Raw genomic sequence first — 26,244 nt, 5'->3', positions numbered from 1 at the left:
ACCGTCCCGGCCGTCGGGCCCGCCGCGGGGTTCAGCAGGTGGGAGAGGGCGCCGGGGCCGGCCCGGCCAGGGCGCTGAGGGCGGAGGCCGCCGCGGCCGGCGTGCTGAACGCCTTGAACTTCGTACCGATGATCAGATCGACGTCCGCCGTCCTGCGGGTGTCGGTCCTCTGCACGACCCCGGGCAGCTGGGTGGAGAGCACCGGGAAGGGGCCGTCCGAGGCGGTGGGGGCGCCGAGCAGGAGCGCCGTGCCCGGCACCTTCTTGTCGTACGCGGCCGGGGCGTTGTCCACCTCGCCGATGACGAAGCCGCGCTTCTCCAGCTCCTTCGCGGCGGCCTTGGCGAGCCCGCCGCGCGGGGTCGCGTTGTAGACGTTGACCTTGATGGCGGCCGGTTTCGGGAACGTACGGGCGGGTGCCGTGGCGGTCGGGGAGGGGCAGGTCTTCACCCGGCCCGCCGCGCTGGCCTGCTTGTCGCTCCCGGTGAACACGTCGACGAGCTGGAGAGTGCCCCACCCGGCCAGACCGAGGACGGCCGCGGCGGCGACCGTCGACAGGACCAGCTTGCGGCGACGGCGCGGACGGCGCATACGCGGATACGCCTTACCCGTCACGCGGTACTTTCCGCCCATGCCGGGAGGGGTCAACATGCTCATGGCCGAAGCGTAGTGCGGCCCGCAGATGATGCCTACTAAACGATCAGTAGATGGCACCCTTATGTGTACAAATGCACCCAAAAGGCCCGGAATCGGCCGTCGGTGGGGCCGTGAGGGTCAGCCGAGTTCCAGGACCCGTGCGTGCAGCACCTGGCGCTGCTGGAGCGCGGCCCGCACGGCGCGGTGCAGCCCGTCCTCGAGGTAGAGGTCGCCCTGCCACTTCACGACGTGGGCGAACAGGTCGCCGTAGAACGTGGAGTCCTCGGCGAGCAGCGTCTCGAGGTCCAGCTGGCCCTTGGTGGTCACCAGCTGGTCGAGGCGGACCGGACGCGGCGCGACATCCGCCCACTGTCGGGTGCTTTCCCGGCCGTGGTCGGGGTATGGCCGCCCATTTCCGATGCGCTTGAAGATCACACGGAAAGCCTACCGGGCGAGGGCCGCCGGGCGCAGCCAAGGACGTCACCGCGATCGGGGGGCAGACGGTACGAAATCTGCGGATACCGGGTGGCGGTACCCGGTGCGTCCACGCCCCGCACGCCCCGGGCGGTGGGCGGTGCGCCCCGCCCGGGGCGTGCGGGGTCACGGCCGGCCCCGGCGCGGGGTCACTCGGTGACGCCGTGCGCGTGGCCCTCGCGCAGTCCGCCTCCGCCGCCGGATCCGCCGGTGGTGGACCCGGCGGGGACCGGGCGCGTCAGCGAGCTCAGGTCGTGGGCGTAGGTGCCCACCGCGTTGGCGATCACGTCGATGTTGGTGTCGAAGTGGCCCATGTCGATGTTCTCCAGGTCGTCGCAGGCCGCGTGGTAGCACGGGTCGTACGCGACCCCGGCGGTGCCGCCGAAGACGCCGGCCTGGGCCTCGGTCTTGATGCCCTCCGCTCCGGTGTCCGTACCGCCGGACGGGATGCCGGCCTCGATGAAGGGCCCGTAGTCCGAACGCCCGGTGAAGTCCGTGCCGGTGTGCGGCTTGCGCCTGCCGTCCAGGAACCGGGTGATGTCGTGCTCCAGCTGGGCCGATCCCTCGGGGCCGGGGCCCTCGCCGACACCGTCGGAGTCGTCGCCGTCGAAGACGAACTGCACCCCGTTCGGGGAGGCGATCATGTCGAAGTTCAGGTAGAGGGCGATCTGTTCGCGCCGCGCCTCGGAGAGCTTCGCGACGTACGCCTCCGAGCCCAGCAGGCCGTTCTCCTCGGCCGACCACCAGGCGAAGCGCACCTTGTTGGACGGCGGCCTGTGCGACTTCGCGAGTTCCAGGGCGACTTCGAGCAGCCCGGCCGAGCCCGAGGCGTTGTCGTTGATGCCGGGGCCGTCGGTGACCGAGTCGAGGTGGGCGCCGAGCATGACGGTGTTCGCCGCGCTGCCGCCGCGGGTCTCCGCGACGACGTTGTCGGTGGTGCGTTCCTCCTGGAGCTCCCGGATCTCCAGGGAGACGGTCACCTCGCCCTTCGCCAGGTCGGCGACGAGCTTCTCGCCCTCCTCCCGGACGAGCCCGCCGGTCGGGATCCTCCCCGCGTCCACGCCGCCGAGGGTCCCGGACAGGACGCCCTCGGTGTTGTTGTAGATGACCGCGCCCACCGCGCCCGCGTCCCCCGCGGCCGCCTGCTTCTCGGCGAAGGAGCAGCCGCCGCGCTTGATCAGGGCGATCTTGCCGGTGAAGGTCCCCGAGGCGTAGTCGCCCGCCTCGCACCCGGGGGTGCCGTCGTCGGGGACCGCGGCCAGGGCCGCCCGGACCCCGCCCTCGGCGGTGGACTTCGTGTACGTCATCGCCCGGACCGGCACCTCGCGGGGGGTGGGCGAGACGACGGACATCTTCTCGGCGAGGGTCTCGGTGTAGACGAACTCGAACTCCTGGTAGCCGACTTCGTATCCGGCCTTCTTCAGGAGCCGGTACACGTAGGCGGCGGACGCCTCGTGGCCGGGCGAGCCGGCCGCCCGGTGGCCGCCGGAGGCGTCGGCTATGGCCTGGAACGCACGCAGATGGCGGTAGGCGCCCTTCGCGGAGGATTCCCGTACCAGCTCACGGGAGAGCTTCGCGGCCTCCCGGGCCGGGTCCTTGGCGGGGTGGTGCGGGGCGTGTCCGTGGTGCGGTGACGCGGCGATGAGGAGCGGTGCGGCCAGTGCGGTGGCGGTCACAACCGCGAGGGATCTGCGACGAGTCGCGTGCACGGGAGTCCTTCCGATGCGAGTTCGGTACGGGTTCGGTCCGAACGGATGTGCAGGAAGTTAGCGACGGGGCCGGTGTCCGGGAACGGGATCGGCCGGTTGTGGCCGGTTGTGTGACCGGTTCCCGGCCATGGGGCCCGCCGGCCGGAGGGAGACGGACGGGAGAGCGGACGGGGAGCGGGCGGGGAAGCGGGCAGGAAGCGGCCGGTGATACGGGCGGGGGTACGGCCGGGGGCCCGTCCGTCCCGGGCCGCCGGGTGGGCCGTGGTGTGCGGCTCCGCCTCCCGCTGTTCTCGCTCATACCTTCGATGATCGCGAGGGGGACGCGCATCGGCGACCCCAGCGGCGCCGTCGGGGCGGGCCCCGCCGGCTGTCGGTGCCGGGTGCGAGGATCTGACCTCGTGAGCATCGACAACTGGCAGACATTCCTTGACCGTTGGAGCGAGCAGTGGGTCGCCGTGCAGGACGGGGCCGATCCGGAGGAGATCGACGAGGAGGCCCTGGAGGCGGGCGGGCTGGGCTTTCCCCCGCTGGACGAGGCGGGGACGGCGGCCCTGGAGGAACGGCTGGGAACCGTGCTCCCGCCCTCGTACCGCGCCTTCCTCCAGGCCTCGGACGGCTGGCGGTACGCGGGCGGGGGCGTCTATCTGCTGGCCGGTTCCGCCGGTGTGTGGTGGCACGGGGACCCGATGGGGATGAAGCTGCTGTACGAGCGGCAGCTGGACGAGAGGTCCCGGCCGTCCGAGGTCCTGATGGCGGGGATGTGGGACCGCGCCCTCCAGCTCGCCCTGGACTCCGACATGACCGATGTCCTGCTGGATCCGGGGGACGTCGGCGAGGACGGCGAATGGGCGGTCTACGTCTACAAGGGCTGGTCGGGGGAGTACCCCGAGCGCTACGACTCGTTCACGCGGTACATGGAGGAGGCGTACCGCGACTTCCACGGCGACCACAGCCATCTGCCCGGTTTCGACAACGAGGAGACCAGGAGGCTCGACGCCCTCGTGGAGCGGGCCCGGACGGCCTGCCTGGCCGGTGAGGACCCCGCCGCCCAGTTCGCGGCGTTCGACGAGGCCAGGGCCTACGGCCGGCCGGGGGCCGCACTGCTGCACAGCCAGGTGGAGGCGATGACCCGGCCCGCCGGGCACATCCCGGCGGAGCGGGACCTGGACGACCCGTTCTACGCCCGGGAGGCCATGCCCCTGATCGCCGCCGGCCACTGCCGGAGCCACCGGGCGGGGGACGACGACTTCTTCCTCCGGGTGCACGGCGAGGAGAACCGGGAGAAGGCCGCGGACCTGCTGGAGGCCGTGCGGAAGCGTACGTTCCGCTACGACGCGCCCGGTCCCTTCGGGCAGGCCGTGGCGAGCGCCCGTGAGCAGGCCCGGTGGGGTGACACGGACGGTGCCTGGCGGACCATCGCCGCGGCGGTGCCCGACTGGGAACCGTACGGCTCGCTCCACCTGGCGCCCATCGGGCTGCGGGCGGACCCCCTGCTCGGCCCGGTGGTCACCGCCGAGCGCGGGTGGCGCCTCCTGGCCACCCCGCGCGCGGGGCACGGCGCCCCCGGTGGCGGAGCCGACGGCGTCCCCGGCGGCGGACCGGGTGACGGAGCGCACGGCGCCCCCGGCGGCGGACCGGACGGCGTGTCTTCGGCCGGGGACGGGCCGTGGGGGCTCGGCCGGCCGTCCGAGGCGCAGCTGGCCGGCCACTCCTACCGTTTCGTCGCCGTCCAGGGGATCGCGCCCGGGGAACTGGCCGAGCGGCTCGGTGCGCGGGAACTGCTCGCCCCGAGTACCGCGCACGAGATGTGGGAGCTGCGCCACGAGGGGTACACGGCCACGGGCCGGAAGCACGCGGTGTTCCGGGTCGGCCGGTGCGGGGGCGGCGGTGACTGGAGCTTCGCCTTCGAGCAGGACCCCGAGCCCTGGCGGCCCGGCCGGGTGGCCGCCGACGTCCAGGTGTCGGCGGGGACCCGGGCGGTGGCCGTCTGGAGCGAGCGGGGCCCCCTCGTCCCCGGCCCCGGTGAGGCGTTCCCCGATGTGCTCCGGTTCTCCTGCGCGCAGGACGGGCGGCGGACCTTCGTGAGTACCGCCCGGGGCGGTGCGGCCGAGACCGCCGGGACGCCGCCGGAAGGGATCGACGCGGCTCTCTTCGGGCCCGCCCTCTTCGGGTCCGGTCCCGCCGGGCGGCCCGGTGACGGCCGTGCGGGAGAGGGCGGTCCGCGCCTGCTGCGTGAGGCGGAGGTACGGGCGCTCGACGCGGCCGGTGCCGCCCTCGGGATCTCGCTGCCCTGGTTCGCCCTGGAGCACGGCCGGCTGCACGTCGGGCTGGGCTCTTCGTGGTTCGGGCCCCCGGAGCCGGGCGGTCCGTACCCGTCGAGCGCCTTCGTACGGCAGCGCCCGGGTCACTGACCGAGACCGCCCGGCCCGTGGCCCCGCCGGCCCGGAGCCCCGCCCCGGCGGGGCCCGGAGCGGGGCACGCCGGGCGGGGCTCAGTCGGTCGGTTCGGAGACCTCGTCGCCCGCGCCGAGGGGCCGGATCACGACAGGGCGGGCGGGGGCGCCCGCGGGCTGCGGACACCGTGTGACGCGGGCGGCGATCTCGGTCACCCGCTCCAGGCTCGCGCAGTCGAGGACCCAGTAGCCGGCGGGCAGTTCGTCGTCCGGTCCGTAGGGCGAGTCCTCGATCACCGGCTCCCCGTCCTCACCGGCCCGCACCAGGCGGGTCTGGGCGGGCTCCAGCAGTCCTTGGGCGTCGACCATCTCATTGGTCCGGATCAGGTCCGCGTTGAGGTCCTCCATGAAGGCGAACATGGCCCGCATGTCCTCCTCGCCCCAGGCGGGGCTCCCCGCGGACGCCTTCCCCGTCATCGCGTCGTAGTCGGCCTGGGTGGCCGAGATCATCACCAGGTACCTCACATCTGCTCCCTCGCTCGCGTGGCCCGCCCGTGCGGGCGGGCGGCGCTACCAGGGGACGTCGCGGCCGGCCGCGGACCCGCCGCACCACGCGGGGCCGGGGGGCAAATCACTCCGCCGCGCGGGCCGGCCGGCATCCCCCAGTAGAGTTCGGCTGCGTCGTCCACCGAACCCCGAGGTCCCGGCCGTGCCCCCCATACCGCCCCGCACCCCTCCCTCCCGACCGCCGTACGCCGTGAGCGTCGTGGGCATCGGGGCCGACGGTTGGGCGGGGCTGCCTAAGACGGCGCGTTCCGTCCTGCTGGAGGCCGAGGTACTGATCGGCGGGGAGCGCCAGTTGGGGCTGCTCCCCTCCCGGTGCGCCGGCCGCCGGGTGGCGTGGCCGTCGCCCCTGCGCCCCGCCGTGCGCGGGCTGCTCGGCGCCCACGCCGGGAGCAGGGTGGCCGTGCTGGCCAGCGGGGACCCGATGTTCTACGGCATCGGCCGGGCCCTCACCGAGGAACTGGGCGCCGGGGCGCTCCACGTGGTGCCGCACCCCTCCTCGGTGTCGTACGCCTGTGCGCGGCTCGGCTGGCCCCTGGAGGACACCGGGACCGTCACCCTGGTCGGCCGCCCCGCGGCCCGGCTGGCCGCCGCGCTGCACGACGGGCGCCGGCTGCTGGTCCTGAGCGCCGACGCGGCGACACCGGCCGCCGTGGCCGCCCTGCTCGTGGACCGGGGTTTCGGGCCCAGCCGGATGAGGGTGCTCGAACAGCTCGGAGGGATCGGCGAGGACTGCCTGGACGGCACCGCCGAGACCTGGGACCACCCGCCCGGCGACCCGCTCAACGTCATCGCGGTGGACTGCCTGGGCGCACCGGACCGGCTGCGCCTCGGGGCCGTGCCGGGGCTGCCGGACGACGCGTACGAACACGACGGGCAGCTCACCAAGCGCCATGTGCGGGCCGCCACGCTCGGTGTGCTCGCGCCCGCGCCCGGCGAGCTGCTGTGGGACGTCGGCGGCGGCTCCGGGTCGGTCGCCGTCGAGTGGCTGCGCACGCATCCGTCCTGCCGCGCGGTCACCGTGGAGCGCGACCCCGCACGGGCCCGGCGGATCGAACGGAACGCGGACCGGCTCGGGGTGCCCGCGCTGCGGGTCGTCACCGGCCGGGCGCCCGGGGCGCTGGCCGGGCTGCCCGTGCCGGACGCCGTGTTCATCGGCGGCGGGCTGACCGTGCCCGGCCTGCTCGACGCCTGCTGGGACGCGCTGCCGGTGGGCGGCAGGCTGGTCGCGAACACCGTCACGCTGGAGTCCGAGGCGCTCCTGGCCGACCACCGCCGGCGGCTCGGCGGCGACCTGGTGCGGCTCTCGGTGGCCCACGCGGTGCCCGTCGGAGGCTTCACGGGGTGGCGCCAGGCCATGCCCGTCACCCAGTGGTCCGTACGCAAGCAGACCCCGGCGGACCCGGACCGCCCCGCCCACCCGAATCACCCAGGAGGCAGAACATGACCGTGTACTTCATCGGCGCTGGCCCCGGGGCCGCCGACCTGATCACGGTGCGCGGTGCCCGGATCCTCGCCGCCAGCCCGGTCTGCCTGTACGCGGGCAGTCTGGTACCCACCGAGCTCCTCGCCGAATGCCCCGCGGACGCGCGCCTGGTGGACACCGCGCGGCTCGACATCGAGCAGATCACCGCCGAACTGGTCGCCGCCCACCGGGCCGGGCAGGACGTGGCGCGGCTCCACTCGGGGGACCCCTCGGTGTTCAGCGCCGTCAACGAGCAGATGCGGCGCCTCGACGAGGCGGAGGTGCCCTACGAGGTGGTGCCCGGGGTGCCCGCGTTCGCGGCGGCCGCGGCGGCCCTGAAGCGGGAGCTGACCGTACCCACGGTCGGCCAGACGGTGATCCTCACCCGGGTCGCCCAGCGGGCCACCGCGATGCCCGAGGGCGAGGACCTGGCCACCCTCGGCCGCAGCGGCGCGCTGATCGTGCTGCACCTGGCGGCCCGGTACGTGGACCGGGTGGTGGACGAACTCCTGCCGCACTACGGGGCCGGCTGCCCGGCCGCGGTGGTGGCCATGGCGTCACGCCCCGACGAGATCGTGCTGCGCGGGACGCTGGACTCGATCGCGGAGCAGGTGAAGGCCGCCGGGGTGATCCGGACCGCGGTGATCATGGTGGGGCGGACGCTGGGCGCCGGGCAGTTCCGCGACAGCTACCTCTACTCCCCGGACCGCGACCGCGACACCTGCTGACCGGCGGGGCCTCGTACGGCCGCACCCCGCGGCCGTACGCCGGTTCCGGCACGGCCGTACGCCGGTTTTGGTACGGCCGTACGCCGGTCCCGCGCGGCCGTACGCCGGTTTCAGCGCGGTCCGAGGACCTCGCTGCGGCCCACCACCGCCCCCGCGCGGTCGATGCAGATCACGTCCACCGCGACCGGTGCCCCGCGCAGCACCGCGAGGGCCTGGTCCCGGGCCGTCACCGCCACCAGGTCGCCCAGCGGCACCCCGGCCGCCATGCACAGCTGGAGGGCGCCCAGGCCGGTGTTGGCGGCCTCGATCCCCGCGGCCAGCTCCTCGTCCGCCCCGCCCCGCCGGGCCAGCCGGGCCAGGAACGGCTTGTCCACCTGGGAGCGGCCCGAGTGCAGGTCCAGGTGGCCGGCGGCCAGTTTGGACAGCTTGGCGAAGCCCCCGCACACGGTCAGCCGCTCCACCGGGTGCCGGCGTACGTACTTCAGTACCGCGCCCGCGAAGTCGCCCATGTCCAGCAGCGCGAGCTCCGGCAGCCCGTACTCGGCCACCACCGTCCTCTCCGAGGTCGAGCCCGTGCACCCGGCCACGTGCCGCAGGTCCGCCGCCCGTGCCACGTCCACTCCCCGGCGGATCGAGTCGATCCACGCCGAGCAGGAGTAGGGCACCACGACCCCGGTCGTGCCCAGGATCGACAGGCCGCCCAGGATGCCCAGGCGGACGTTCCACGTGGAACGCGCGATCTCCTCGCCGTCGTCCACCGAGACCGTGATCTCGACGTCGCCGCTGCCGCCGTGCTCCGCCGCCACCCGGGCCACATGGTCACGCATCATCCGGCGGGGGACCGGGTTGACCGCGGGCTCACCCACCTCCAGGGGCAGGCCGGGCAGCGTCACCGTGCCCACGCCGGGCCCCGCCCGGAACACCACCCCGGACCCCGGCGGCAGCAGCCGCACCGTGACCCGTACGAGCGCTCCGTGGGTCACGTCCGGGTCGTCGCCCGCGTCCTTGACCACGCCCGCGGTGGCCTGCCCGTCGCCCAGTTCCTCCACGGCGAGGGCGAAGGCGGGCGTCTGGCCCCGGGGCAGGGTGATGGTCACCGGGTCGGGGAACCCGCCGGTCAGCAGGGCGGTGTACGCGGCCGTGGTGGCCGCCGTCGCGCACGCGCCGGTCGTCCATCCGGGCCGCAGCCCGGTGTGCTTGAGTTGGGCGCTGCGCCCGCCCTGCGCGGCACCGCCCGCCGCGTCACCGCCGCCCGCCGTCGCACCGGCCGGGCCGGCTCCGCCGCCCGTGCCGACCTCACCGCTCATGCCCGACTCACCGCTCATGCCCGACTCACCGTTCACGCTCGACTCACCGCTCATGCCCGATCTCACCGTTCAATGGAGGGACCGACCGATGATCCCGCACGTACTCGTCCTCGGCGGAACGACGGAGGCCCGGCGGCTCGCCCAGTCGCTGGCCGCGCCGGAGGGGCCGGCCGGGATCCGGGTGACCAGCTCGCTCGCCGGGCGGGTCGCCCGCCCCACGCTGCCGCCGGGCGAGGTGCGGATCGGGGGCTTCGGCGGGGCCGGCGGGATGGCGGAGTGGATCCGCGCGCACCATGTGGACGCGGTCATCGACGCCACCCATCCCTTCGCCCGGACGATCAGTTTCCACGCGGCCTCGGCCGCCTTCGCAGCCCATGTTCCCCTGCTCGCCCTGCGCCGCCCCGGCTGGGTGCCCTCGGACGGCGACCGCTGGCACACGGCCGGGGATCTGGCGGAGGCGGCGAAGCTGCTCCCGGGCCTCGGCCGGCGGGTGTTCCTCACCACGGGGCGGATGGGCCTGGCGGCCTTCGCGGAACTGGGCTCCCTGTGGTTCCTGGTGCGTTCGGTGGACGCCCCCGAGCCGCCGATGCCGGGCCGTACCGAGATCCTGCTGGACCGCGGGCCGTTCACCCTGGAAGGCGAACGGGAGCTGATCCGCCGCCACCGCGTCGACGTCCTCGTCACCAAGGACAGCGGCGGCTCGGCCACCGCCCCCAAACTCACCGCAGCCCGCGAGGCCGGTCTCCCGGTGGTCGTGGTCCGGCGGCCCCCCGTTCCGGCGGGGGTGCCGGTGGCGGCGACGCCCGAAGAAGCCGTCGCCTGGCTGCGGAACCTCGGCGCGCCGGTATCGCCGGCCGGGACCGCCGAGGCCGGAACAGCCGGGACGGGGACGGCCGGGACCGGAACAGCAGAGGCCGGAGCAGCAGAGGCCTGGGGCCCGGCGGACGGGGGCGGTGCGTGACCGGGCGTACGCGGCGGGAGGGCCGGGCCCGCGAGCCCCGCGGCCCCTCCCCGTCCCACCCCCCGCCTTCCACTCCCGTTCCCCGGGTCAGCCCTCCGGGTAGCGGCGGGGCGTCCAGACGATCTGCCGGCCGTCGCCCCGCCGTACCCACCGGGTCTGCGAGGACCCCACGATGAGGATGGTGCGCATGTCGACCTCCAGCGGATCGAGGTCGGCCAGCCGCACCGTGCGCACGTTCTCGGCGGGCCCCCCGACGTCACGGCCGAGCACCACCGGGGTGTCCGGGGAGCGGTGCTCCAGCAGCAGGTCGCGGGCCTTGCCGACCTGCCAGGTACGGCTGCGGGAACCGGGGTTGTACAGCGCCAGCACCAGGTCCGCGGCGGCCGCCGCGCGCAGCCGCTCCGCGATGACCTCCCAGGGCTTGAGCCGGTCGGAGAGCGAGACGGTGGCGTAGTCGTGGCCCAGCGGCGCACCCGCCTTCGCGGCGGCGGCGTTGGCGGCCGTCACCCCCGGGAGGACCCGTACCCGCACGTCGGCGTAGGCGTCCTGGGAGGCCACCTCCAGCACCGCCGTCGCCATGGCGAAGACCCCGGGGTCGCCCCCGGACACCACGGCCACCCGGTGCCCGCGCCGCGCCAGGTCCAGGGCGAACTCGGCGCGTTCGGACTCGGCCTTGTTGTCCGAACCGTGCCGCCGCTGCCCCGGCCGCTCCGGCACCCGGTCCAGGTAGGTGGTGTAGCCCACCAGATCGTCGGCGGCGGCCAGCGCGCCGCGGGTCTCGGGGGTCAGCCACAGCGGTCCGGCCGGCCCGGTGCCGACCACGACGACCTCACCGGAGCCGGGCCCCGCCGCCGGCGAGGGCCGGGGCGCGTCGATCCGGCTGGGCAGTACCGCGACCGCGAAGTACGGCACCGAGTCCGGGTCCGTGTCCGCCAGGTGCCCGGTGCGCTCCCCGGCCATGGTGGCGCGCTCGACGTACCGCGCCTCGGCCAGCCTGCCCGATGCCTCGAACGCCCGGCGTACGGCCGGGAAGGTGCGGCCCAGCTTCATCACCACCGCGGAGTCCGTGGCGGCCAGACGGGCCGTCAGCTCCTCCTCCGGCAGGGTCCCGGGCAGGATCGTCAGCACCTCCTCGGCCTCGACGAGCGGGGTGCCGAGCCGGGCGGCGGCGGCGCTGACGGAGGTGACGCCCGGGACGACCTCGGTCTCGTACCGGCCGGCGAGCCGCTTGTGCATGTGCTGGTACGAGCCGTAGAACAGCGGGTCGCCCTCGGCGAGCACCGCGACCGTGCGTCCGGCGTCCAGATGCGCCGCGAGCCGGTCCGCCGCCTCGGCGTAGAACTCGTCCAGCGCGCCCCGGTACCCGCCCGGGTGGTCCGTGGTCTCCGTGGTGACCGGGTAGACCAGCGCCTCTTCGACGTGGTCGGGCCGGATGTGCCCGGCCGCGATGGAACGGGCGATGGAACGGCCGTGGCGGGCCGAGTGGTAGGCGATGACATCGGCCTCGCCGATGACCTGCACCGCCCGCAGGGTCATCAGCGACGGGTCGCCCGGACCGAGACCGACACCGTAGAGCCGCCCGGCCGCACCGGTACCGCCGGCGCGCTGCTGCTCGCTCACGGTCACTCCTCCTCGCTGGCGATCGCGTTGAGGGCGGCGGCCGCGATGGCGCTGCCCCCGCGCCGGCCGCGCACGATCAGGTACTCCAGCCCGGACGGGTGGGCGGCCAGGGCGTCCTTGGACTCGGCGGCCCCGACGAATCCGACCGGCACCCCGATGACGGCGGCCGGGCGGGGTGCGCCCTCCTCGATCATCTCCAGCAGCCGGAACAGCGCGGTGGGCGCGTTCCCGACGGCGACGACCGCGCCCTCCATCCGGTCGCGCCACAGCTCCAGGGCGGCGGCGCTGCGGGTGGTGCCCATCCGGGCGGCCAGCCCGGGGACGGCCGGGTCGGAGAGGGTGCACACCACGTCGTTGCCGGCCGGCAGCCGCTTGCGGGTGACACCGCTGGCGACCATGGCCACATCGCACAGGATGGGCGCCCCGGCCCGCAGCGCCGCCCGGGCGGCGGCCACGGCGTCCGGCGAGAACGCCAGGTCGCGTACGAGGTCGACCATGCCGCAGGCGTGGATCATGCGAACGGCGACCTGGCTCACGTCGGCGGGCAGTCCGGCCAGATCCGCCTCCGCGCGGATGGTGGCGAAGGACTGGCGGTAGATCGCCGGTCCGTCCTTCTCGTACTGATGCACAGTGATGTCGCTTTCTCGGTGAGGGCTGCTGGGTGCTGGGAGTACTGGCTGGTCAGGCTGTACGGGGGCCCCGCGCGGCGGCCACCGCGGCGGCGAGCGCGGCCGGGTCGTCCCCGGCCGCCACGGGGGTGCCGGACCGCTCCCCGCGCACGACGGAGACCCGGTGCCCCCCGGCGGTGGCGACCACGTCGACCCACTCCCCGTGCGGATGGCCGCACCGGCGCTCGCACCCGGACCAGTACACGGGGAGCCCTCCGGGGGGCCCGACGGCCGCGGCCGCCAGGGACCGTACGTCGGCGAGCGACCTGGCACAGCCGGGCCGGCCGATACAGGCCCCGACACCGGCCCACGGGGAGTCCGGCCCGGTGATCAGCCCGGCCGCCGCGAGTTCACCGAGGAGCCCGGGTGCGCCCTCGGTGACGACGGCTCCGCGCCAGGGGGTGAGCCGGAGCTCGCCCGCGCCCGACAGGAGCCGCCACTGCGCCGCGTCCAGCCGGCCGAGCGGTACGCCGACGCAGAGGGCCGGGGAACCCGCCACCGGGCCCGGCTCGGGGGGGACCGCCCCGGGCGGGCGGGGGCGGGAACCGGCCACGGCGTCCGCACCGGCCCGGCGCAGCCGCCGCAGCACCTCGCCGGGGAGTGCGGCGGCCACGTCGCCGGAGAGGTCCTTCACCCGCCAGGCGCCGGTCGGCCGGGCCGCGTCGAGGAACGCCCCGGCGGCGAGCAGGGCCGCGCGGGGGGCGTCGCCGGCCGGGACGGTGAGGACGGTGTCCGAGGCCCCGGCCCGGAGCGCCGCGCGTTCGCCGGCCAGGGCGATCAGCGTGATGTCGGCGCCGAGCGCGTCCACGTCCCCCCGGCCGTCGTCCAGGGCGAACAGGAAGCGCCCGGACAGCCCGGTCGCGCGGTCGCTCGCGCAGATCAGGCGGTCCAGCCCGGTCAGCCACGGCCGGATGTCCGCCGCTCCGCGGCCGTCGAGCCCGGCGAGCGGTGAGGCGACGACGTTGCGTACCCGCTCATGGGGTCCGGAGGGCAGCAGTCCGGCCTCTCCCAGCAGTCGCGCCAGCTCCGGTCCGGCGTCCTCGGCCAGGCCGCGCAGCTGCACGTTCCCGCGTGAGGTGAGGTGCAGCCCACCGTCACCGAGACGCCCGGCGGCCTCTCCCAGAACCTCCGCCTGACGGGGCGTCAGAATGCCGCCGGGTATGCGTATCCGCGCCAGCGCACCGTCATCGGCCCGGTGCAGGCGCAGGGTGCCGGGGCACGCGTCACCGCCACTTCGGGTACACGCGGCGTCCGGCGGCAGGGGGGTTGCGGACATGGCGGCGAGCATACAGACCGTGACATAGCCGCACCCCTGCCGTCACTGTGACCTGCCGGACACCCCCGCGGGGCACTTTCGCACCCGAGGCCGTCTGGTCAGGACCCCCCACCCGCGGCCTACTATGCCTACCGGCGGTCCATTCGGCCCGCCATCGCCAGACGGCGACATGGGAGGAAGCCCGGTGAGATTCCGGCGCGGTCCCGCCACTGTGAGCCCGGCCCCGGCCGGGTGAGCCAGGAACTCCCGCCGTCCGACAACCGCCCGGGGCGTGGACACCCCGAGGAAGGGCTGACGCGCATGTTCCTGCTCCTGTCGACGTCCGACACCGACCTGCTGAGCGCACGCGCCGCCGGAGGCCCGGTCGGCTTCCGGTACGCCAACCCCTCCCGCCTCCCGCTCCAGGACCTCCCCGAACTGCTGGAGGGCACCGACCTGGTCGTCGTACGCCTCCTCGGCGGGGTGCGCGCCTGGCAGGAGGGCCTCGACCAGGTGCTGGCCACCGGCCGCCCCGTCGTCGTCCTGACCGGTGAACAGGCCCCCGACGCCCAGCTGATGGCCGCGTCCACGGTGCCGATCGGCATCGCCGCCGAGGCGCACGCCTACCTCGCGCACGGCGGCCCCGGCAACCTGGAGCAGCTCGCCCGCTTCCTCTCCGACACCGTGCTGCTCACCGGCCACGGCTTCGACCCGCCCGCCGCCGCCCCCGCCTGGGGCCCGCTGGAGCGGACCGCCCGGGACGTCACCGGGCCGACCGTCGCGGTGCTCTACTACCGCGCCCACCACATGAGCGGGAACACCGCGTTCGTCGAGGCGCTCTGCACCGCCGTCGAGGACGCCGGCGGCCGGCCCCTCCCGCTGTACGTCGCCTCGCTGCGCACCCCCGAAGCCGGGCTGATCGACGAACTCCGCGCGGCCGACGCCATCGTGACCACCGTCCTCGCGGCGGGCGGCACCAAGCCCGCCACCGCCTCGGCGGGCGGCGACGACGAGTCCTGGGACGCGGGCGCTCTCACCGGCCTCGACGTCCCCGTCCTCCAGGCGCTCTGCCTGACCGGCCCGCGCAGCGCCTGGGAGGAGAACGACGAGGGCGTCTCCCCGCTGGACGCCGCCACCCAGATCGCCGTCCCCGAGTTCGACGGCCGCCTGATCACCGTCCCGTTCTCCTTCAAGGAGATCGACGAGGACGGCCTGCCCGCGTACGCCGCCGACCCCGAGCGGGCCGCCCGCGTCGCCGGGATCGCCGTACGCCACGCCCGGCTGCGCCACATCCCCGCCGCCGGGAAGCGGATCGCGCTCGTCCTGTCCGCGTACCCGACCAAGCACTCCCGGATCGGCAACGCGGTCGGCCTGGACACCCCGGCCAGCGCCGTCGCCCTGCTGCGCCGGCTGCGCGCCGAGGGCTACGACTTCGGGCCCGAGGAGGAGATCCCGGGACTGGTCTCCGGCGACGGCGACGAGCTGATCCGCGCGCTGATCGAGGCCGGCGGCCACGACCAGGAGTGGCTCACCGAGGAGCAGCTGGCCCGCAACCCGGTCCGTATCCCCGCCGCCGACTACCGCCGCTGGTTCGCGGCCCTGCCCGCCGAACTGCGCGAGGCCGTCGAGGAGCACTGGGGCCCGGCCCCCGGCGAGATGTTCGTCGACCGGTCCCGCAACCCCGAGGGCGACATCGTGCTGGCCGCGCTGCGCCGCGGGAACCTCCTGATCCTCATCCAGCCGCCGCGCGGCTTCGGCGAGAACCCGATCGCGATCTACCACGACCCCGATCTGCCGCCCTCGCACCACTACCTGGCCGCCTACCGGTGGATCGCCGCCTCCACCGAGGACAACGGCTTCGGCGCCGACGCGATGATCCACCTGGGCAAGCACGGCAACCTGGAGTGGCTGCCCGGCAAGAACGCCGGCCTCTCCGCCGCCTGCGGACCCGACGCGGCGCTGGGCGATCTGCCGCTGGTCTACCCGTTCCTGGTCAACGACCCGGGCGAGGGGACCCAGGCCAAGCGCCGGGCGCACGCCACCCTCGTCGACCACCTGGTGCCGCCGATGGCGCGCGCCGACAGCTACGGCGACATCGCCCGCCTGGAACAACTCCTGGACGAGCACGCCCAGATCGCCGCGATGGACCCGGCGAAGCTGCCCGCCGTCCGCGCCCAGATCTGGACGCTGATCCAGGCCGCGAAGCTGGACCACGACCTCGGGCTCGAAGACCGCCCCGAGGACGAGGGCTTCGACGACTTCATCATGCATCTCGACGGCTGGCTCTGTGAGATCAAGGACGTCCAGATCCGCGACGGCCTGCACGTCCTGGGCGGGGCCCCGGCCGGGCCCGAGCGCGTCAACCTGGTCCTCGCCATCCTGCGCGCCCGCCAGATCTGGGGCGGTACGTCGTCCCTCCCCGGGCTGCGCGAGGCGCTCGGCCTCGACGAGTCCGCCGCCACCCGCACCGCGGCCGACGAGACAGAGGAGCGGGCCCGCGCCCTCGTCCAGGCCATGGAGGACGCCGGCTGGGACCCCGCTGCCGTCGGACGGGTCGCCGACGGGCTCCCCGCCGCCGTCGCGGACATCCTCCACTTCGCGGCCCGCGAGGTCGTGCCCCGCCTCGCCGCGACCACCGACGAACTCGACCACGCCGTCCACGCCCTGGCCGGCGGTTCCGTCCCCGCGGGCCCCTCCGGCTCCCCGCTCCGCGGCCTGGTCAACGTGCTGCCGACCGGCCGCAACTTCTACTCCGTCGACCCCAAGGCCGTGCCCTCCCGGCTCGCCTGGGAGACCGGCCAGGCGCTCGCCGACTCACTGCTGGAGCGCTACCGCGCCGACAACGGCGACTGGCCCACCTCCGTCGGCCTCTCCCTCTGGGGCACCAGCGCGATGCGCACCGCCGGCGACGACATCGCCGAGGCATTCGCGCTGCTCGGCATCCGCCCCGTCTGGGACGACGCCTCGCGCCGCGTCACCGGCCTGGAGCCCATCCCGTACGAGGAACTGGGCCGCCCCCGGATCGACGTCACCCTGCGGATCTCCGGGTTCTTCCGGGACGCCTTCCCGCACACGGTCGGCCTGCTCGACGACGCGGTACGCCTGGCGGCCTCCCTCGACGAGAGCGCCGAGCACAACTTCGTACGCGCCCATACCCAGGCCGACCTGGCCGAACACGGCGACGAGCGGCGCGCCACCACCCGTATCTTCGGCTCCCGCCCCGGCACCTACGGCGCGGGCCTGCTCCAGCTCATCGACTCCCGCGACTGGCGCACCGACGCCGACCTCGCCGAGGTCTACACGGTCTGGGGCGGCTACGCCTACGGCCGCGAGCTCGACGGCCGTCCCGCCCGGGACGAGATGGAGAGCGCGTACAAGCGGATCGCGGTCGCCGCGAAGAACACCGACACCCGCGAGCACGACATCGCGGACTCGGACGACTACTTCCAGTACCACGGAGGCATGGTCGCGGCCGTACGCGCGCTGAAGGGCACCGCCCCCGCCGCGTACATCGGCGACTCCACCCGCCCCGAGACGGTCCGCACCCGCACCCTGACCGAGGAGACGTCCCGGGTCTTCCGGGCCCGCGTCGTCAACCCGAAGTGGATCGAGGCGATGCGCCGCCACGGCTACAAGGGCGCCTTCGAACTCGCGGCCACCGTCGACTACCTCTTCGGCTACGACGCCACCACCGGCGTCGTCGCGGACTGGATGTACGACAAGCTCACCGAGACCTACGTCCTGGACCCGGTCAACCGGGAGTTCCTCCAGCAGGCCAACCCCTGGGCCCTCCACGGCATCGCGGAACGCCTCCTGGAGGCCGAGTCCCGGGGGATGTGGGCCAAGCCCGATCCGGCGGTCCTGGAAGGGCTGCGCCAGGCCTACCTGGAGACGGAAGGGTCCCTGGAGGGGGACGAGGACTGACGCCCCGGAGGGGGCGGGGACCGAGAGCGGGGAGGGGCAGCGGAGCCGCCTCCCTCGGGGAGGGGCCGCCTCCCCGAGGGAGGCGGGAGATGGTCCCGGTGGGCCCGTCCTCCCGGCTGCTGGCGGCTGCGGGCAGGGTGACCAGGGGACTTTCCCCCGATCTGTGATCACGTGGCGTTCGTCACACCGAAAAGACAGAAACTGAGGGCAACTGCACCTCTTTGCGGTTCTCTGTCGTATCCGGATGCTTCATTTCACGCCAGAACAGCTGGAAGAAGTGTGCCCGAACCTGTGAATCCTCGTCCTAGGATCCGGGAGCCCGCCCGCGGGATTCCTTCCGCGGCGGCGGCGCACCCCTCTTCTTCTCTTCGCTACATTCTCTTCTTCCGGACCGGACCCAAAGGGCTCATGTGAAGATCCGCCGCACCCTCGCCACAGCCGTCGCCCTCGCCGTGACAGCACCCGTCGTCCTGCTCTCCGCCACCGCTCCCGCCTTCGCCGGCACCGAGCCGACGGCTCGGACCCAGGCCGAGCCGTCCCTGGAGGAGCTCAAGAACGCGGCCGCCGCCGCACAGGAGGCGTACGACAAGGCCGTCGCGGCCCAGGTCGCGGCCATGGACGTGCTGGAGGCGACGCACTCGGAGGCATGGCCCCCCGCCGTCGCGGCCGACGCGGCCCGGCAGGCGGCCGAGAAGGCGGCCACCGCCAAGACCGACGCCGACCAGGCCGTCGTGGACGCCCGGACCGCGCTCGACGCCCTGCCGGTTGACGCGGACACGGAAGAGAGGACCGCCGCCGAAGCGGCACTCGCCGACGCCGAGGCCGCCGCGGTGACGGCCGCCACGGCCAAGGAGCAGGCCGACGCCGAGGCATTCCGCACCGACAAGGAGGCCGACGACGCACGGGTCGCCGCCTCCCGGGCGTACGGGGACGCCAAGGCGGCGGTGGAGAAGGCGCTCACCGCCAAGAAGGCCGCCGACGCGGCCCTGGCCGAGGCCGAAGCCGAGGCCGAAGAGGAAGAGGAGGGCGGAACGCCCGGGGGCGAGGAGTGCGTCCCCGTACCCGAACTCACCTCCGTCGTCACCGGTCTGCCGTCCGCCGTCGTCGCGGGTACGACCACCGCCTTCTCGCTGCGTGTCACCAACGGCACCGACGAGGCCATGGATCGCGTCCTCGCGTTCGCCGACGTCCAGGCGTCGGACAAGAGCGGCCTGAAGGAGATCGACGAACTCCTGCGGTTGCAGTGGTCGACCGCCGCCTCCCCGAAGTGGCGGGACGTCGAGCACGCCGAGTACATCGACACGATCGGCCCGCTGAAGGCCGGCGCCCACGCCGACATCAAGCTGCGCCTCACCGTCGACGCCTCGGCACCCGCCGGTGAGGGCATCGCCTTCGTCGCGGGCGACTACTTCAACAAGGACGGCTCCTGCGGCCAGGCCCCCGACCTCGTCGGGTACGAGTTCGTGATCGCGGCCGCGAACAGCGACCCCGGCAAGGCCGACGACGCGAAGCCGGGCAAGACCAAGCCCAACCACGGGGCCCAGGGCACCACGTCGAAGACCCCCGTGAACACCACCGGCGGCACCCTCGCGGCCACCGGCACGTCCCCCGCCAACACCCGGCTCGCCCTCGCGAGCGGCACGGCCCTCACCCTCGGCGCGGCCGCGATGCTCCTCGCCCGGCGCCGCAGGACGGACTCCGGGGCCTGACCCGGCCCGCCGCCTCCCCGCCTCTTCGTCCGCCGGGCGGGGGTGGGGAGGCGGCGGCGGTCAGACCGCCGTGACCGGTCGTGGACCGCCTCGGAAGACCTGGCGGGTGTGCCAGGAACGGTGGTCCGCGGCCACGGGCGCGCTCCCGGACCGGGGCCCGAGGATCCTGCCGCCCGCGAGCGCCACGACGTGGTCGTGGGCGGCGGAGCTGCGGCCGGCGAAGTGCTCGGAGACCAGGACCCGGTGGCCGTCACCGATGCCGAGCACCCCTCTGTCGAAGAGCTTGTGGTGCAGCGAGCACAGGCAGAGCCCGTTGGTGACCTCGTCAGGACCGTCGAAAGCCCACCAGCGCACATGGGCCGCCTCCAGGCCGACGGGCACCGCGCCGATCCTGCCGTCGTAACCGCAGAAGGCGCACCGGTACTCGTAGGCCGACAGCACCATCTCCCGCATCCGCGGGTCCCGGCGCCGGCGCGCGGCCGGGAGCTCAGGGGCGCCCGCCGGCTCCGGCCCCAGGCCGACGGCTTCGCACAGGTCACCGTGGAGCGAGGCCGGGAAGTTCCGGTCGAGCAGGACCCGCGCCATCCGGCCGAGCAGCGACGGCTCCCGCCGCAGCGCTTCCCGGAGTTCCGGCGACAGCCGCCCCGCCGCACCCGCCGCCCGCAACTCCCGCACCCCGCTGCCGGGACTGCCGGGCCCCCGGTCGGTGCGTACCTCCCACACCCCGTCGTTCACCAGGTGGTGGAACGGGTAGGCGGGCGTGGTCCTGTGGGGCGGACCGTACTCCGTCAGCAGCCGCCGCAGATCCTCCTCCACCGCGCTGTACCGGAGCTCGGCGTCGGCGTCCTGCCGGAACAGGCCCAGGGCGTACAGCAACAGCAGCGGCTTGTGCGCCGCCCGCGACCCGCTCCTGGTCCACTGCCTCAACTCCGCGGTGCGCTCCAGCCAGTCCATGACCGGCGATCGTAACGGGGCGGCGGAAGGCGGCCGGAGGCACCGGCGTGCGCTGTGGGGAGTACGAATCGTGGGACGACGGCCCGGACCGCGTCGTGGCCGCCCCGCTCCGGCTTGTCGAACTCCTCCCGGTGCAGAGCCGCCTCGATGGTCACGTTCTCTTCCTCGGCTCCTCCTCCGACCGACACCCAGTACGGCTCCCTGCCGGGCTCGGTGCGCTTGATGAGGACCAGTTCGTCGCCGTCGAGAAGGATGGCGCGGGCGTTGCGCTTGACGATGCCGGTCATGCCGTTTGCTCCTTGGTTGTGTAACCGGGGAGAACGGGCGGAGGGGCGTTCTTCGGCTGGGGCCGCTTTCCCGGTTCGTGAATACAGCATGGGGCGAACTGATCGCTCAGTGTGACGCATGGGGCTGCGGCGATGCCGCGGTGATGCCGAACAGGACTGCTCACACTGGGCGTTTCGGCGTTTCACCAGGTGACGGACAGGGGATACGACGGTGGTGACCGTGCAGCGATGGTCCGGCCGCGAAGCGCGGCTGCTGCGCGAAGCCCTTCGGATGAGCCTGCGTGACTTCGCCGCCTGCTCGGGGTCAGGGACCGGACCGTGTCGAACTGGGAGGGTGGCGGAGCGGGGCACCAGCCGCATGCCGAGTCCCAGGCTGCGCTCGACACCGCACTCGACCATGCGTCGGACGAAGCACAGGCGCGGTTCGCGGCGGCAGTGGGAACGAACGGTGCTGCGCCGCCTGTGACAGGCCGAACCGAAGTCGACTCCCACCAGTTCCTGCCAGTTCTCATCTCTCATCGGCGTCGAGCGCGCCGGCCGCCTCCGCGCCCGCATGAGACCGAGCGCGCACGAGGGTGGCTGGAGTCCTTGATCGGAACCGGCCGACTTGTCACCACGGACCACGTGGTCGGCCAACTCACCGCGTACGCCGGGGCCCCGGTGCTGGAATAGCCCTATGGGCGACACGCGGTACGACACCGACCTGATCATCACCGGCGGCGGGCCCGCCGGATGCGCTGCCGCACGTATGGCCGCCAGCGTCGGCATGCGCTCGATTCTGGTCGAGCCGGACCGGCTGTGCCGGAACCTGTACCGGATCCCGGCTCTGAACAACGTCCTCGGCGGCTACACCGGCGGCCCCGAGCTGGCCGACGCCATCGTTGCCGAGCTGAAGAGCACGGAGCTCTGCCGCCTCGAACTCGGTCGGTACGTCACCGAACTTCGCGCCGACGACGACCAGGTGACCGTCACGTTGGACACGGGCGTTTCCCTCACCGCCCCGTACGCCGTCGTCGCCACGGGCGTCGGCCCTCTCCAACCCGGCGACGCGACCTGGATCACCGCCCCTGCCGGCCTGACTCTGTCCGCGCTCTGGCAGGCCGACACCGACGACGCCCGAGGCCGGACCCTCCTCGTCCTCGGCGGTGACCGCCCGATCGGCACCTTCCTGCGCGCCCACCCGACCACAGACACGCGCCTCCTCGTGGCGTACCCGGCGACGGACGAGTACAAGACCGACGAGATCCGCGATGACCCACGGGTCACGCTGCTCCCCGTCGATCACCTGACGCTGCGCGGTGGAGAAGGCTCTCAGCTGTCGGCCGAGGCAGTGGGACAGGACGGTACCCACCGGACGATCACGGCGGACGCGGCCTTCCTCAGCCTGGGAAACGCCCCCGCCGCCCCACCCGGAGACCTGACCCGTGGCCCGGACGGCTACTGCCCGCCCACCGGCCAGCACCCCCGCGTCATCGTGGCCGGCGACCTCCGCTCCGCCCGCTTCCAACGGATCATGACCGCCCTGGGCTCCGGCAGCGAGGCGGCGCTGCACGCGTACTACGCGGCCCGGGACCTGCCCATCAAGGGATGAGGCCACGGTGTTGCGCGTCAAAGGACTGCTCTTGGAAGGGGAACCCCTGTGACCATGTAGGACACGGTCTGAGCGGGGCGCCAAGGAGGAGCTCGGTCCCGATGCGGCGGAGCGCGGACGAAGCCCGTTCGCGGGTGTCCACGACTGTCCGACCCGTGCGACTGAGACCACATACGTCGAAGGGCCCCGCAGCAAGCTGCGGGGCCCTTCGACGTATTGCCCGGTGAGAGCAATGGCGGAGGATACGAGATTCGAACTCGTGAGGGGTTGCCTCCAACACGCTTTCCAACTGTGGTGGCCGCCAGCGCCTCGGACGGGCCGTTCACCTGCGTTCATGGACAGTCAGCTGTCTGGGCGGCTACCGCCTCCGGACTTGCCTGAGTTCCCGTGAACGGTGCTGAACAAGACGGAAACTGAGACGGCAGCGCTACCCCAGCGCCCCCTGGAGGGTGATTATTTCAGCGCTACAGCGAATGTGAACACCGACAAGGCCAGCAGAGACATAACGCAATACCGGAATGTATTGATAGCCGACCTGAGATGCCGGTGCCGCTGAGAGTGCTGCAAGACATCTGTCCATAGTTCTGCCATGGCGTGACCGAGAATCGAATCCAAGCTAAGTTCTTTAACTTTCCTGGCGAAGTCGCTATGGCCATCGACGGATTTAAGAGTGTCTCCCCAGTTGAACAGGAACCTGGAGGGAATTTCGGCAGAATGTAGAACGCGAGTGGTCTTCCGTGCCGCAATGGCGTTAATGGAACTCCAGAGACTTCGAAGGATGAGCGAGAGTGTCAATGCAGCCAGTAGGCAAAATACAGATTCAATCAGTAGTGTGCGCGGGCCTTTAGTTGTTTGCAGGTGATAGTTAACCAGAATTAAAGAACCGCTCGCCAGTACCGCATTGGCGCTCAGTAATACTGATGCTCGAGCCGAGGTCGAACTGCGCAGTCGGTCATACCTGTCAATGTGCCATTTCGTCATGTCTAGTAGATCCGAGCTGGACATAGACTCCTCGGCTGTTTGCTCCGATACGGAGGGCTTTGTGGACTCCTTTCCCGATTGCCGTTGCTTAACACGATATGTGTCAGTCATCGCTTCCCCCTCTTCCGCCTGGCGGGTGCGACCTGGGGCGCCCAACTCCACGCGAGCACTCCGCCTTTCAGTCGATTAGCCTAGAGGGCCTACGCGCTGGGCGAGCAGTCTTCAAAGAAGAGCTTGGGAGTCTCATTTGAGTACAAAGACGGGCAAAGTTTCGCGAATATTCATCAACTACAGTAAGAAGGGCGGCGCTTACGCCGCCGCCTTACTTGATGAGCTTTTGTCTAACCGCTTCGGGGAAGAAGAAATATTTCGCGCATCCAGATCGATAGCCCCTGGGTCGGACTACTCGGAGTCGATCCTTGAGTGCGTGGCTGGCTGTGAAGTGCTACTTGTGATCGTAGATGCGGATTGGACCAAGAGATTTACCCCCCAGGCCTATGATGCGAACCGAAAAGAAGATTGGGTTTCGAGGGAGATTGAGGAGGCTTTCAAGCATGGGAAGGTTGTAATTCCTGTGCTCCTGTCAGGGGCTGAGCGCCTAGATGGATCACCTCTCCATGGAGCTGCGGCAGATGTGGCCCGGCTTCAATATTTGAGATTCGACTACCGCAACATTCATCAAGACGTGAGGTTTATGTGTGAACAGCTAGTAAAAATTTGCCCTGGGTTGAAGGCCGTTTGATTCGTCTGTGAGTTCAACTACTGAACTTGAACTCGTGATGTCGGCCCAGGGTCTCGCCGGGCTGCCAGGGCGGCTGCTCTACGATCCCGTGCTTGCCAGACGTGAGGCGACGAGCGTCACGAAGTGCTGAAGGACGGCGAACGGCAGCGTTTGCGTTGCGTCGAAGTAGACCTCTGCCGGCTTCTCTTCCTCGGGAGCGTAGACAACCACCGTCACTGCTGTCGGCCCTGGAGCCGGTGAAGCAGGCACAGAAGAGGCTCCCCCCGGAACCATGCGGGCCTCACTGAGCTCGAAATGTGTCATCCGGCCCTCGCTCGCCCCCGTCTCTGTGGTGAGGGCGCAGAACAGATCACCGTCGTAGTCCCAGGTCAGCAAAGACACGGCGATGATGCTGCCATACCTGGCGCTGTCAATGGTCGGGCATTTGCATCACCGCGTCCGTCACGGGCCGGATCCATGCTCAGGCCGGTGCCGGCGAGACAGCCATCGACCACATCAGGGCGGTACTGGATCTGCTTGAGCCGGCGTTTCACCGCCTGGGTGATCTGGTCGAGGTCGGCCGGCGCGAGGTTGTCGATGTCGCGTTTGACCAGCGACCAGATGCCCTCCTGCGGGTTGAGGTCCGGGGCGTAGGTCGGTGACTGGAACACGGTGAGCCAAGCGGTGTTCGCCTCGAAGAACTCCCGTAGTGGCGTGACCAGGTGCATGCGCAGGTTGTCCCACACCAGGACGATCGGGCCGCCGAGCTGGGTGTGGGCGCGGATGTCCAGGTCGCGGTAGTCCTTCCAGCCGAAGCCCTTCGGTTCGTCCTTGCGGCCCCGGTATTCGCGGATCGCGTAGATCAGAGGGGACCGCTTGCCGGACTTGTAGCAGGTCATCCCGCCATGGAGACGCGACCCGGCCCCCGTCCGCGCACGCGGACGACCGGAGCGCGGCCCTGGCGGCCCCAGGTCCTGGCGCGCGGCGGTGTCATCGACTGGCCGGCTTCGTCCTCGAAGACCACCCAGGCGTTGTTCACGGCCGCGGTGCTCTTACCCGCGGCCAGACCTCCCGCTTCCACAGCTCCACCGCGTCGTCATCGCGTTCGACCGCCCGCCGGGCGGGCTGCTGCCAGGACCAGCCGTGCCGCTGTAGCAGTCGCCACGTGCCCTCCACGGTGTACGAGACGTGGAACAGACGGCCGATCATCGTCTTCACCCGGGCCAGCGTCCACCGCTGGTAGACCCATCCGTGGGCCAGCGGGCCGCGCTCCAACTCCCTTTCCAGCTTGGTCATCTGCACGTCTGACAGTCGCGTCCTGCCAGGAGACCCCTTTGACGCCTACCCGGCCAGGCACCCCCTCGCGCCACTGGCGTCGCCAGCGTTCCACCGACCGCTCGCTCACCCGTAGCGCGGCCGCGATCTCCCGGTTCTTCTCGCCGGCCTCGAAGCCAGTCACGGCCTGGAACCGGGCCCGCTCTCGCGCCGCTCTCTCGGCGTTGGTCAAGCCGCCGTCCTGCGGGTATCTCACCTCACCAGGACTACCGAAGCCACCTGCCTGCTGTCCGGCGAACAGCCCGACATCACTCGATCAAGTTCAGTAGTACCGGTGGAAGCAGCTCCTTGCCGGCGCCGGCGTACGTGATGGTCGCCTGCACGCCGCTCGCCACACTGCTGGGGCCGTGCTTCTTCTGCTCGGCGTTCCGGATGCCGTGGTGGACGCGATCATGTGCTGGGGGCCTGGAGGAGCGGCAAGCATGCGCGCTCGATACATATGCACGTCACGAGTCCGGTGCTGAAGAGGGTTGCCGAGCAGGTGGGCGAAGCTCTCCGGGGCCCGCCAGACCCGAACTGAGACGGACAACGTCGAAGGGCCCCGCAGCAAGCTGCGGGGCCCTTCGACGTATTGCCCGGTGAGAGCAATGGCGGAGGATACGAGATTCGAACTCGTGAGGGGTTGCCCCCAACACGCTTTCCAAGCGTGCGCCCTAGGCCACTAGGCGAATCCTCCGCCGCAAACAATACAAGACGTTGGAGGGTGCTCGCGAACACGTTCCCCGAAGATCGCTCCGGGAGGCTCCCGGGAGGTGTCGGAGGGGAGCCGGGCGGACGGGCGGGTGGACGGGACGGGGCGGGGATCGGTTAAGGTGGGCGTCAGCCCCTCACGTGGCGCTATCTGACTGAACTCCCCCAGGGCCGGAAGGCAGCAAGGGTAGGTTGGCTCTGGCGGGTGCGTGGGGGGCCCTTGCGTGTCCGGGTGAGGAGTTCCACGGACGCGGTCGGCGGGAGCGGGGCCGGTT

At 72.4% G+C, this 26,244-nt stretch carries 18 protein-coding genes, 1 tRNA gene, 1 other RNA gene, 3 pseudogenes and 1 riboswitch; of the genes and pseudogenes, 10 read left to right on the top strand and 13 right to left on the bottom strand.

The genetic code is table 11. The features are described 5' to 3' along the window. Positions 1 to 31 precede the first annotated feature (31 nt). From CP967_RS16340 to CP967_RS16330, 3 genes are all read right to left on the bottom strand, one after another. Positions 32 to 631 (bottom strand): LytR C-terminal domain-containing protein, encoded by a 600-nt coding sequence (locus tag CP967_RS16340; protein WP_150491885.1) that lies wholly within the window; start codon positions 629 to 631, stop codon positions 32 to 34. Between the two features lie 141 nt (positions 632 to 772). Beyond that, on the bottom strand, positions 773 to 1,069 hold the full coding sequence (locus tag CP967_RS16335) for a type II toxin-antitoxin system VapB family antitoxin (RefSeq protein ID WP_003955420.1): 297 nt from the start codon (positions 1,067 to 1,069) through the stop codon (positions 773 to 775). A gap of 188 nt (positions 1,070 to 1,257) precedes the next feature. Continuing rightward, complete coding sequence (locus CP967_RS16330) at positions 1,258 to 2,784, bottom strand: M28 family metallopeptidase (protein WP_190175173.1); 1,527 nt, start codon at positions 2,782 to 2,784, stop codon at positions 1,258 to 1,260. A gap of 431 nt (positions 2,785 to 3,215) precedes the next feature. Here CP967_RS16330 and CP967_RS16325 point away from each other — a divergent pair, with 431 nt between their 5' ends. Continuing rightward, positions 3,216 to 5,228, top strand: coding sequence for an SMI1/KNR4 family protein (locus CP967_RS16325; protein WP_229888537.1), 2,013 nt, complete (start codon positions 3,216 to 3,218; stop codon positions 5,226 to 5,228). Between the two features lie 80 nt (positions 5,229 to 5,308). On the opposite strand, the gene CP967_RS16320 is transcribed toward CP967_RS16325, so the two are convergent. Continuing rightward, positions 5,309 to 5,734 carry a YciI family protein gene (locus tag CP967_RS16320; protein ID WP_150488671.1) on the bottom strand — a complete coding sequence of 142 codons (426 nt, stop codon included), beginning with the start codon at positions 5,732 to 5,734 and terminating at the stop codon, positions 5,309 to 5,311. A gap of 232 nt (positions 5,735 to 5,966) precedes the next feature. On the opposite strand from CP967_RS16320, the gene cbiE reads away from it, so the two are divergent. Continuing rightward, positions 5,967 to 7,220 carry a precorrin-6y C5,15-methyltransferase (decarboxylating) subunit CbiE gene (gene cbiE / locus CP967_RS16315; RefSeq protein ID WP_150488670.1) on the top strand — a complete coding sequence of 418 codons (1,254 nt, stop codon included), beginning with the start codon at positions 5,967 to 5,969 and terminating at the stop codon, positions 7,218 to 7,220. Next, complete coding sequence (cobM, locus tag CP967_RS16310) at positions 7,217 to 7,966, top strand: precorrin-4 C(11)-methyltransferase (protein WP_150488669.1); 750 nt, start codon at positions 7,217 to 7,219, stop codon at positions 7,964 to 7,966. Before cbiE ends, cobM begins: the two co-directional genes overlap by 4 nt. Positions 7,967 to 8,076: 110 nt before the next feature. Here the strand turns inward: cobM and CP967_RS16305 are convergent, their stop codons facing one another. After that, complete coding sequence (locus CP967_RS16305; RefSeq protein ID WP_150491884.1) at positions 8,077 to 9,273, bottom strand: cobalt-precorrin-5B (C(1))-methyltransferase; 1,197 nt, start codon at positions 9,271 to 9,273, stop codon at positions 8,077 to 8,079. An 88-nt stretch (positions 9,274 to 9,361) separates the two neighbouring features. Between CP967_RS16305 and CP967_RS16300 the strand changes: the two genes are divergently transcribed. Further along, positions 9,362 to 10,234: a cobalt-precorrin-6A reductase gene (locus CP967_RS16300; protein WP_150488668.1), complete on the top strand. Its 873-nt coding sequence runs from the start codon at positions 9,362 to 9,364 to the stop codon at positions 10,232 to 10,234. Between the two features lie 87 nt (positions 10,235 to 10,321). Here the strand turns inward: CP967_RS16300 and CP967_RS16295 are convergent, their stop codons facing one another. The 3 genes from CP967_RS16295 to CP967_RS16285 are packed head-to-tail and all read right to left on the bottom strand — an operon-like array spanning position 10,322 to position 13,810. Continuing rightward, the gene (locus CP967_RS16295; protein WP_373300429.1) at positions 10,322 to 11,860 is read right to left on the bottom strand and encodes a precorrin-2 C(20)-methyltransferase; all 1,539 of its coding nucleotides are present in this window, start codon (positions 11,858 to 11,860) and stop codon (positions 10,322 to 10,324) included. After that, positions 11,857 to 12,483, bottom strand: coding sequence for a precorrin-8X methylmutase (locus CP967_RS16290; RefSeq protein WP_150488666.1), 627 nt, complete (start codon positions 12,481 to 12,483; stop codon positions 11,857 to 11,859). The genes CP967_RS16295 and CP967_RS16290 overlap by 4 nt, the downstream gene beginning before the upstream one ends. A gap of 52 nt (positions 12,484 to 12,535) precedes the next feature. Continuing rightward, positions 12,536 to 13,810, bottom strand: a complete 1,275-nt coding sequence (locus CP967_RS16285; RefSeq protein WP_150488665.1) for a nitrite/sulfite reductase — start codon at positions 13,808 to 13,810, stop codon at positions 12,536 to 12,538. A gap of 161 nt (positions 13,811 to 13,971) precedes the next feature. Beyond that, a riboswitch (cobalamin riboswitch) is annotated at positions 13,972 to 14,044 on the top strand. Positions 14,045 to 14,098: 54 nt separating this feature from the next. Here CP967_RS16285 and cobN point away from each other — a divergent pair. Next, positions 14,099 to 17,701, top strand: a complete 3,603-nt coding sequence (cobN, locus tag CP967_RS16280; protein WP_150488664.1) for a cobaltochelatase subunit CobN — start codon at positions 14,099 to 14,101, stop codon at positions 17,699 to 17,701. Between the two features lie 410 nt (positions 17,702 to 18,111). Beyond that, complete coding sequence (locus tag CP967_RS16275) at positions 18,112 to 19,410, top strand: peptidase (protein ID WP_150488663.1); 1,299 nt, start codon at positions 18,112 to 18,114, stop codon at positions 19,408 to 19,410. Positions 19,411 to 19,470: 60 nt separating this feature from the next. On the opposite strand, the gene CP967_RS16270 is transcribed toward CP967_RS16275, so the two are convergent. Further along, positions 19,471 to 20,364, bottom strand: a complete 894-nt coding sequence (locus tag CP967_RS16270; RefSeq protein WP_150488662.1) for a phosphorothioated DNA-binding restriction endonuclease — start codon at positions 20,362 to 20,364, stop codon at positions 19,471 to 19,473. A 98-nt stretch (positions 20,365 to 20,462) separates the two neighbouring features. Next, positions 20,463 to 20,651: pseudogene (locus CP967_RS34670) on the bottom strand (NUDIX domain-containing protein); the annotation flags it as partial. Between the two features lie 676 nt (positions 20,652 to 21,327). Between CP967_RS34670 and CP967_RS16250 the strand changes: the two are divergent. Together CP967_RS16250 and CP967_RS16245 are read left to right on the top strand one after the other, a co-directional pair. Further along, complete coding sequence (locus CP967_RS16250; RefSeq protein ID WP_150488661.1) at positions 21,328 to 22,242, top strand: FAD-dependent oxidoreductase; 915 nt, start codon at positions 21,328 to 21,330, stop codon at positions 22,240 to 22,242. A gap of 1,228 nt (positions 22,243 to 23,470) precedes the next feature. Further along, entirely contained in the window at positions 23,471 to 23,965 is a 495-nt protein-coding gene (locus tag CP967_RS16245; protein WP_150488660.1) for a TIR domain-containing protein, read from the top strand. Between the two features lie 78 nt (positions 23,966 to 24,043). Here the strand turns inward: CP967_RS16245 and CP967_RS16240 are convergent, their stop codons facing one another. Both CP967_RS16240 and CP967_RS35440 read right to left on the bottom strand, forming a co-directional pair. Then, positions 24,044 to 24,346, bottom strand: coding sequence for a hypothetical protein (locus CP967_RS16240; RefSeq protein ID WP_150488659.1), 303 nt, complete (start codon positions 24,344 to 24,346; stop codon positions 24,044 to 24,046). 71 nt (positions 24,347 to 24,417) lie between these two features. After that, positions 24,418 to 25,475 (bottom strand): annotated as a pseudogene (locus CP967_RS35440) (IS630 family transposase); the annotation flags it as partial. 79 nt (positions 25,476 to 25,554) lie between these two features. Here CP967_RS35440 and CP967_RS34665 point away from each other — a divergent pair. Next, a pseudogene (locus tag CP967_RS34665) lies at positions 25,555 to 25,799 on the top strand (site-specific integrase); the annotation flags it as partial. A 68-nt stretch (positions 25,800 to 25,867) separates the two neighbouring features. Here the strand turns inward: CP967_RS34665 and CP967_RS16220 are convergent. Beyond that, positions 25,868 to 25,955 (bottom strand) — tRNA-Ser (locus CP967_RS16220). Positions 25,956 to 26,098: 143 nt separating this feature from the next. Between CP967_RS16220 and ffs the strand changes: the two genes are divergently transcribed. Next, positions 26,099 to 26,193: signal recognition particle sRNA small type (gene ffs, locus CP967_RS16215), an RNA gene on the top strand. Positions 26,194 to 26,244: the final 51 nt, after the last annotated feature.

This window comes from Streptomyces nitrosporeus (assembly GCF_008704555.1).
GTDB classification, from domain to species: Bacteria; Actinomycetota; Actinomycetes; order Streptomycetales; family Streptomycetaceae; genus Streptomyces; species Streptomyces nitrosporeus.
Note: the sequence above shows the minus strand (reverse complement) of the source record. Positions and strands in the feature narration are given on the sequence as shown.

Bases quoted from the DNA above. Each gene is read 5' to 3' on its own strand.
- CP967_RS16340 (WP_150491885.1), bottom strand. From the start codon at position 631: ATGGGCGGAAAGTACCGCGTGACGGGTAAGGCGTATCCGCGTATGCGC.
- cobM (WP_150488669.1), top strand. From the start codon at position 7,217: ATGACCGTGTACTTCATCGGCGCTGGCCCCGGGGCCGCCGACCTGATC.
- cobN (WP_150488664.1), top strand. From the start codon at position 14,099: ATGTTCCTGCTCCTGTCGACGTCCGACACCGACCTGCTGAGCGCACGC.
- CP967_RS16300 (WP_150488668.1), top strand. From the start codon at position 9,362: ATGATCCCGCACGTACTCGTCCTCGGCGGAACGACGGAGGCCCGGCGG.
- CP967_RS16270 (WP_150488662.1), bottom strand. From the start codon at position 20,364: ATGGACTGGCTGGAGCGCACCGCGGAGTTGAGGCAGTGGACCAGGAGC.
- CP967_RS16285 (WP_150488665.1), bottom strand. From the start codon at position 13,810: ATGCTCGCCGCCATGTCCGCAACCCCCCTGCCGCCGGACGCCGCGTGT.
- CP967_RS16250 (WP_150488661.1), top strand. From the start codon at position 21,328: ATGGGCGACACGCGGTACGACACCGACCTGATCATCACCGGCGGCGGG.
- CP967_RS16305 (WP_150491884.1), bottom strand. From the start codon at position 9,273: ATGAGCGGTGAGGTCGGCACGGGCGGCGGAGCCGGCCCGGCCGGTGCG.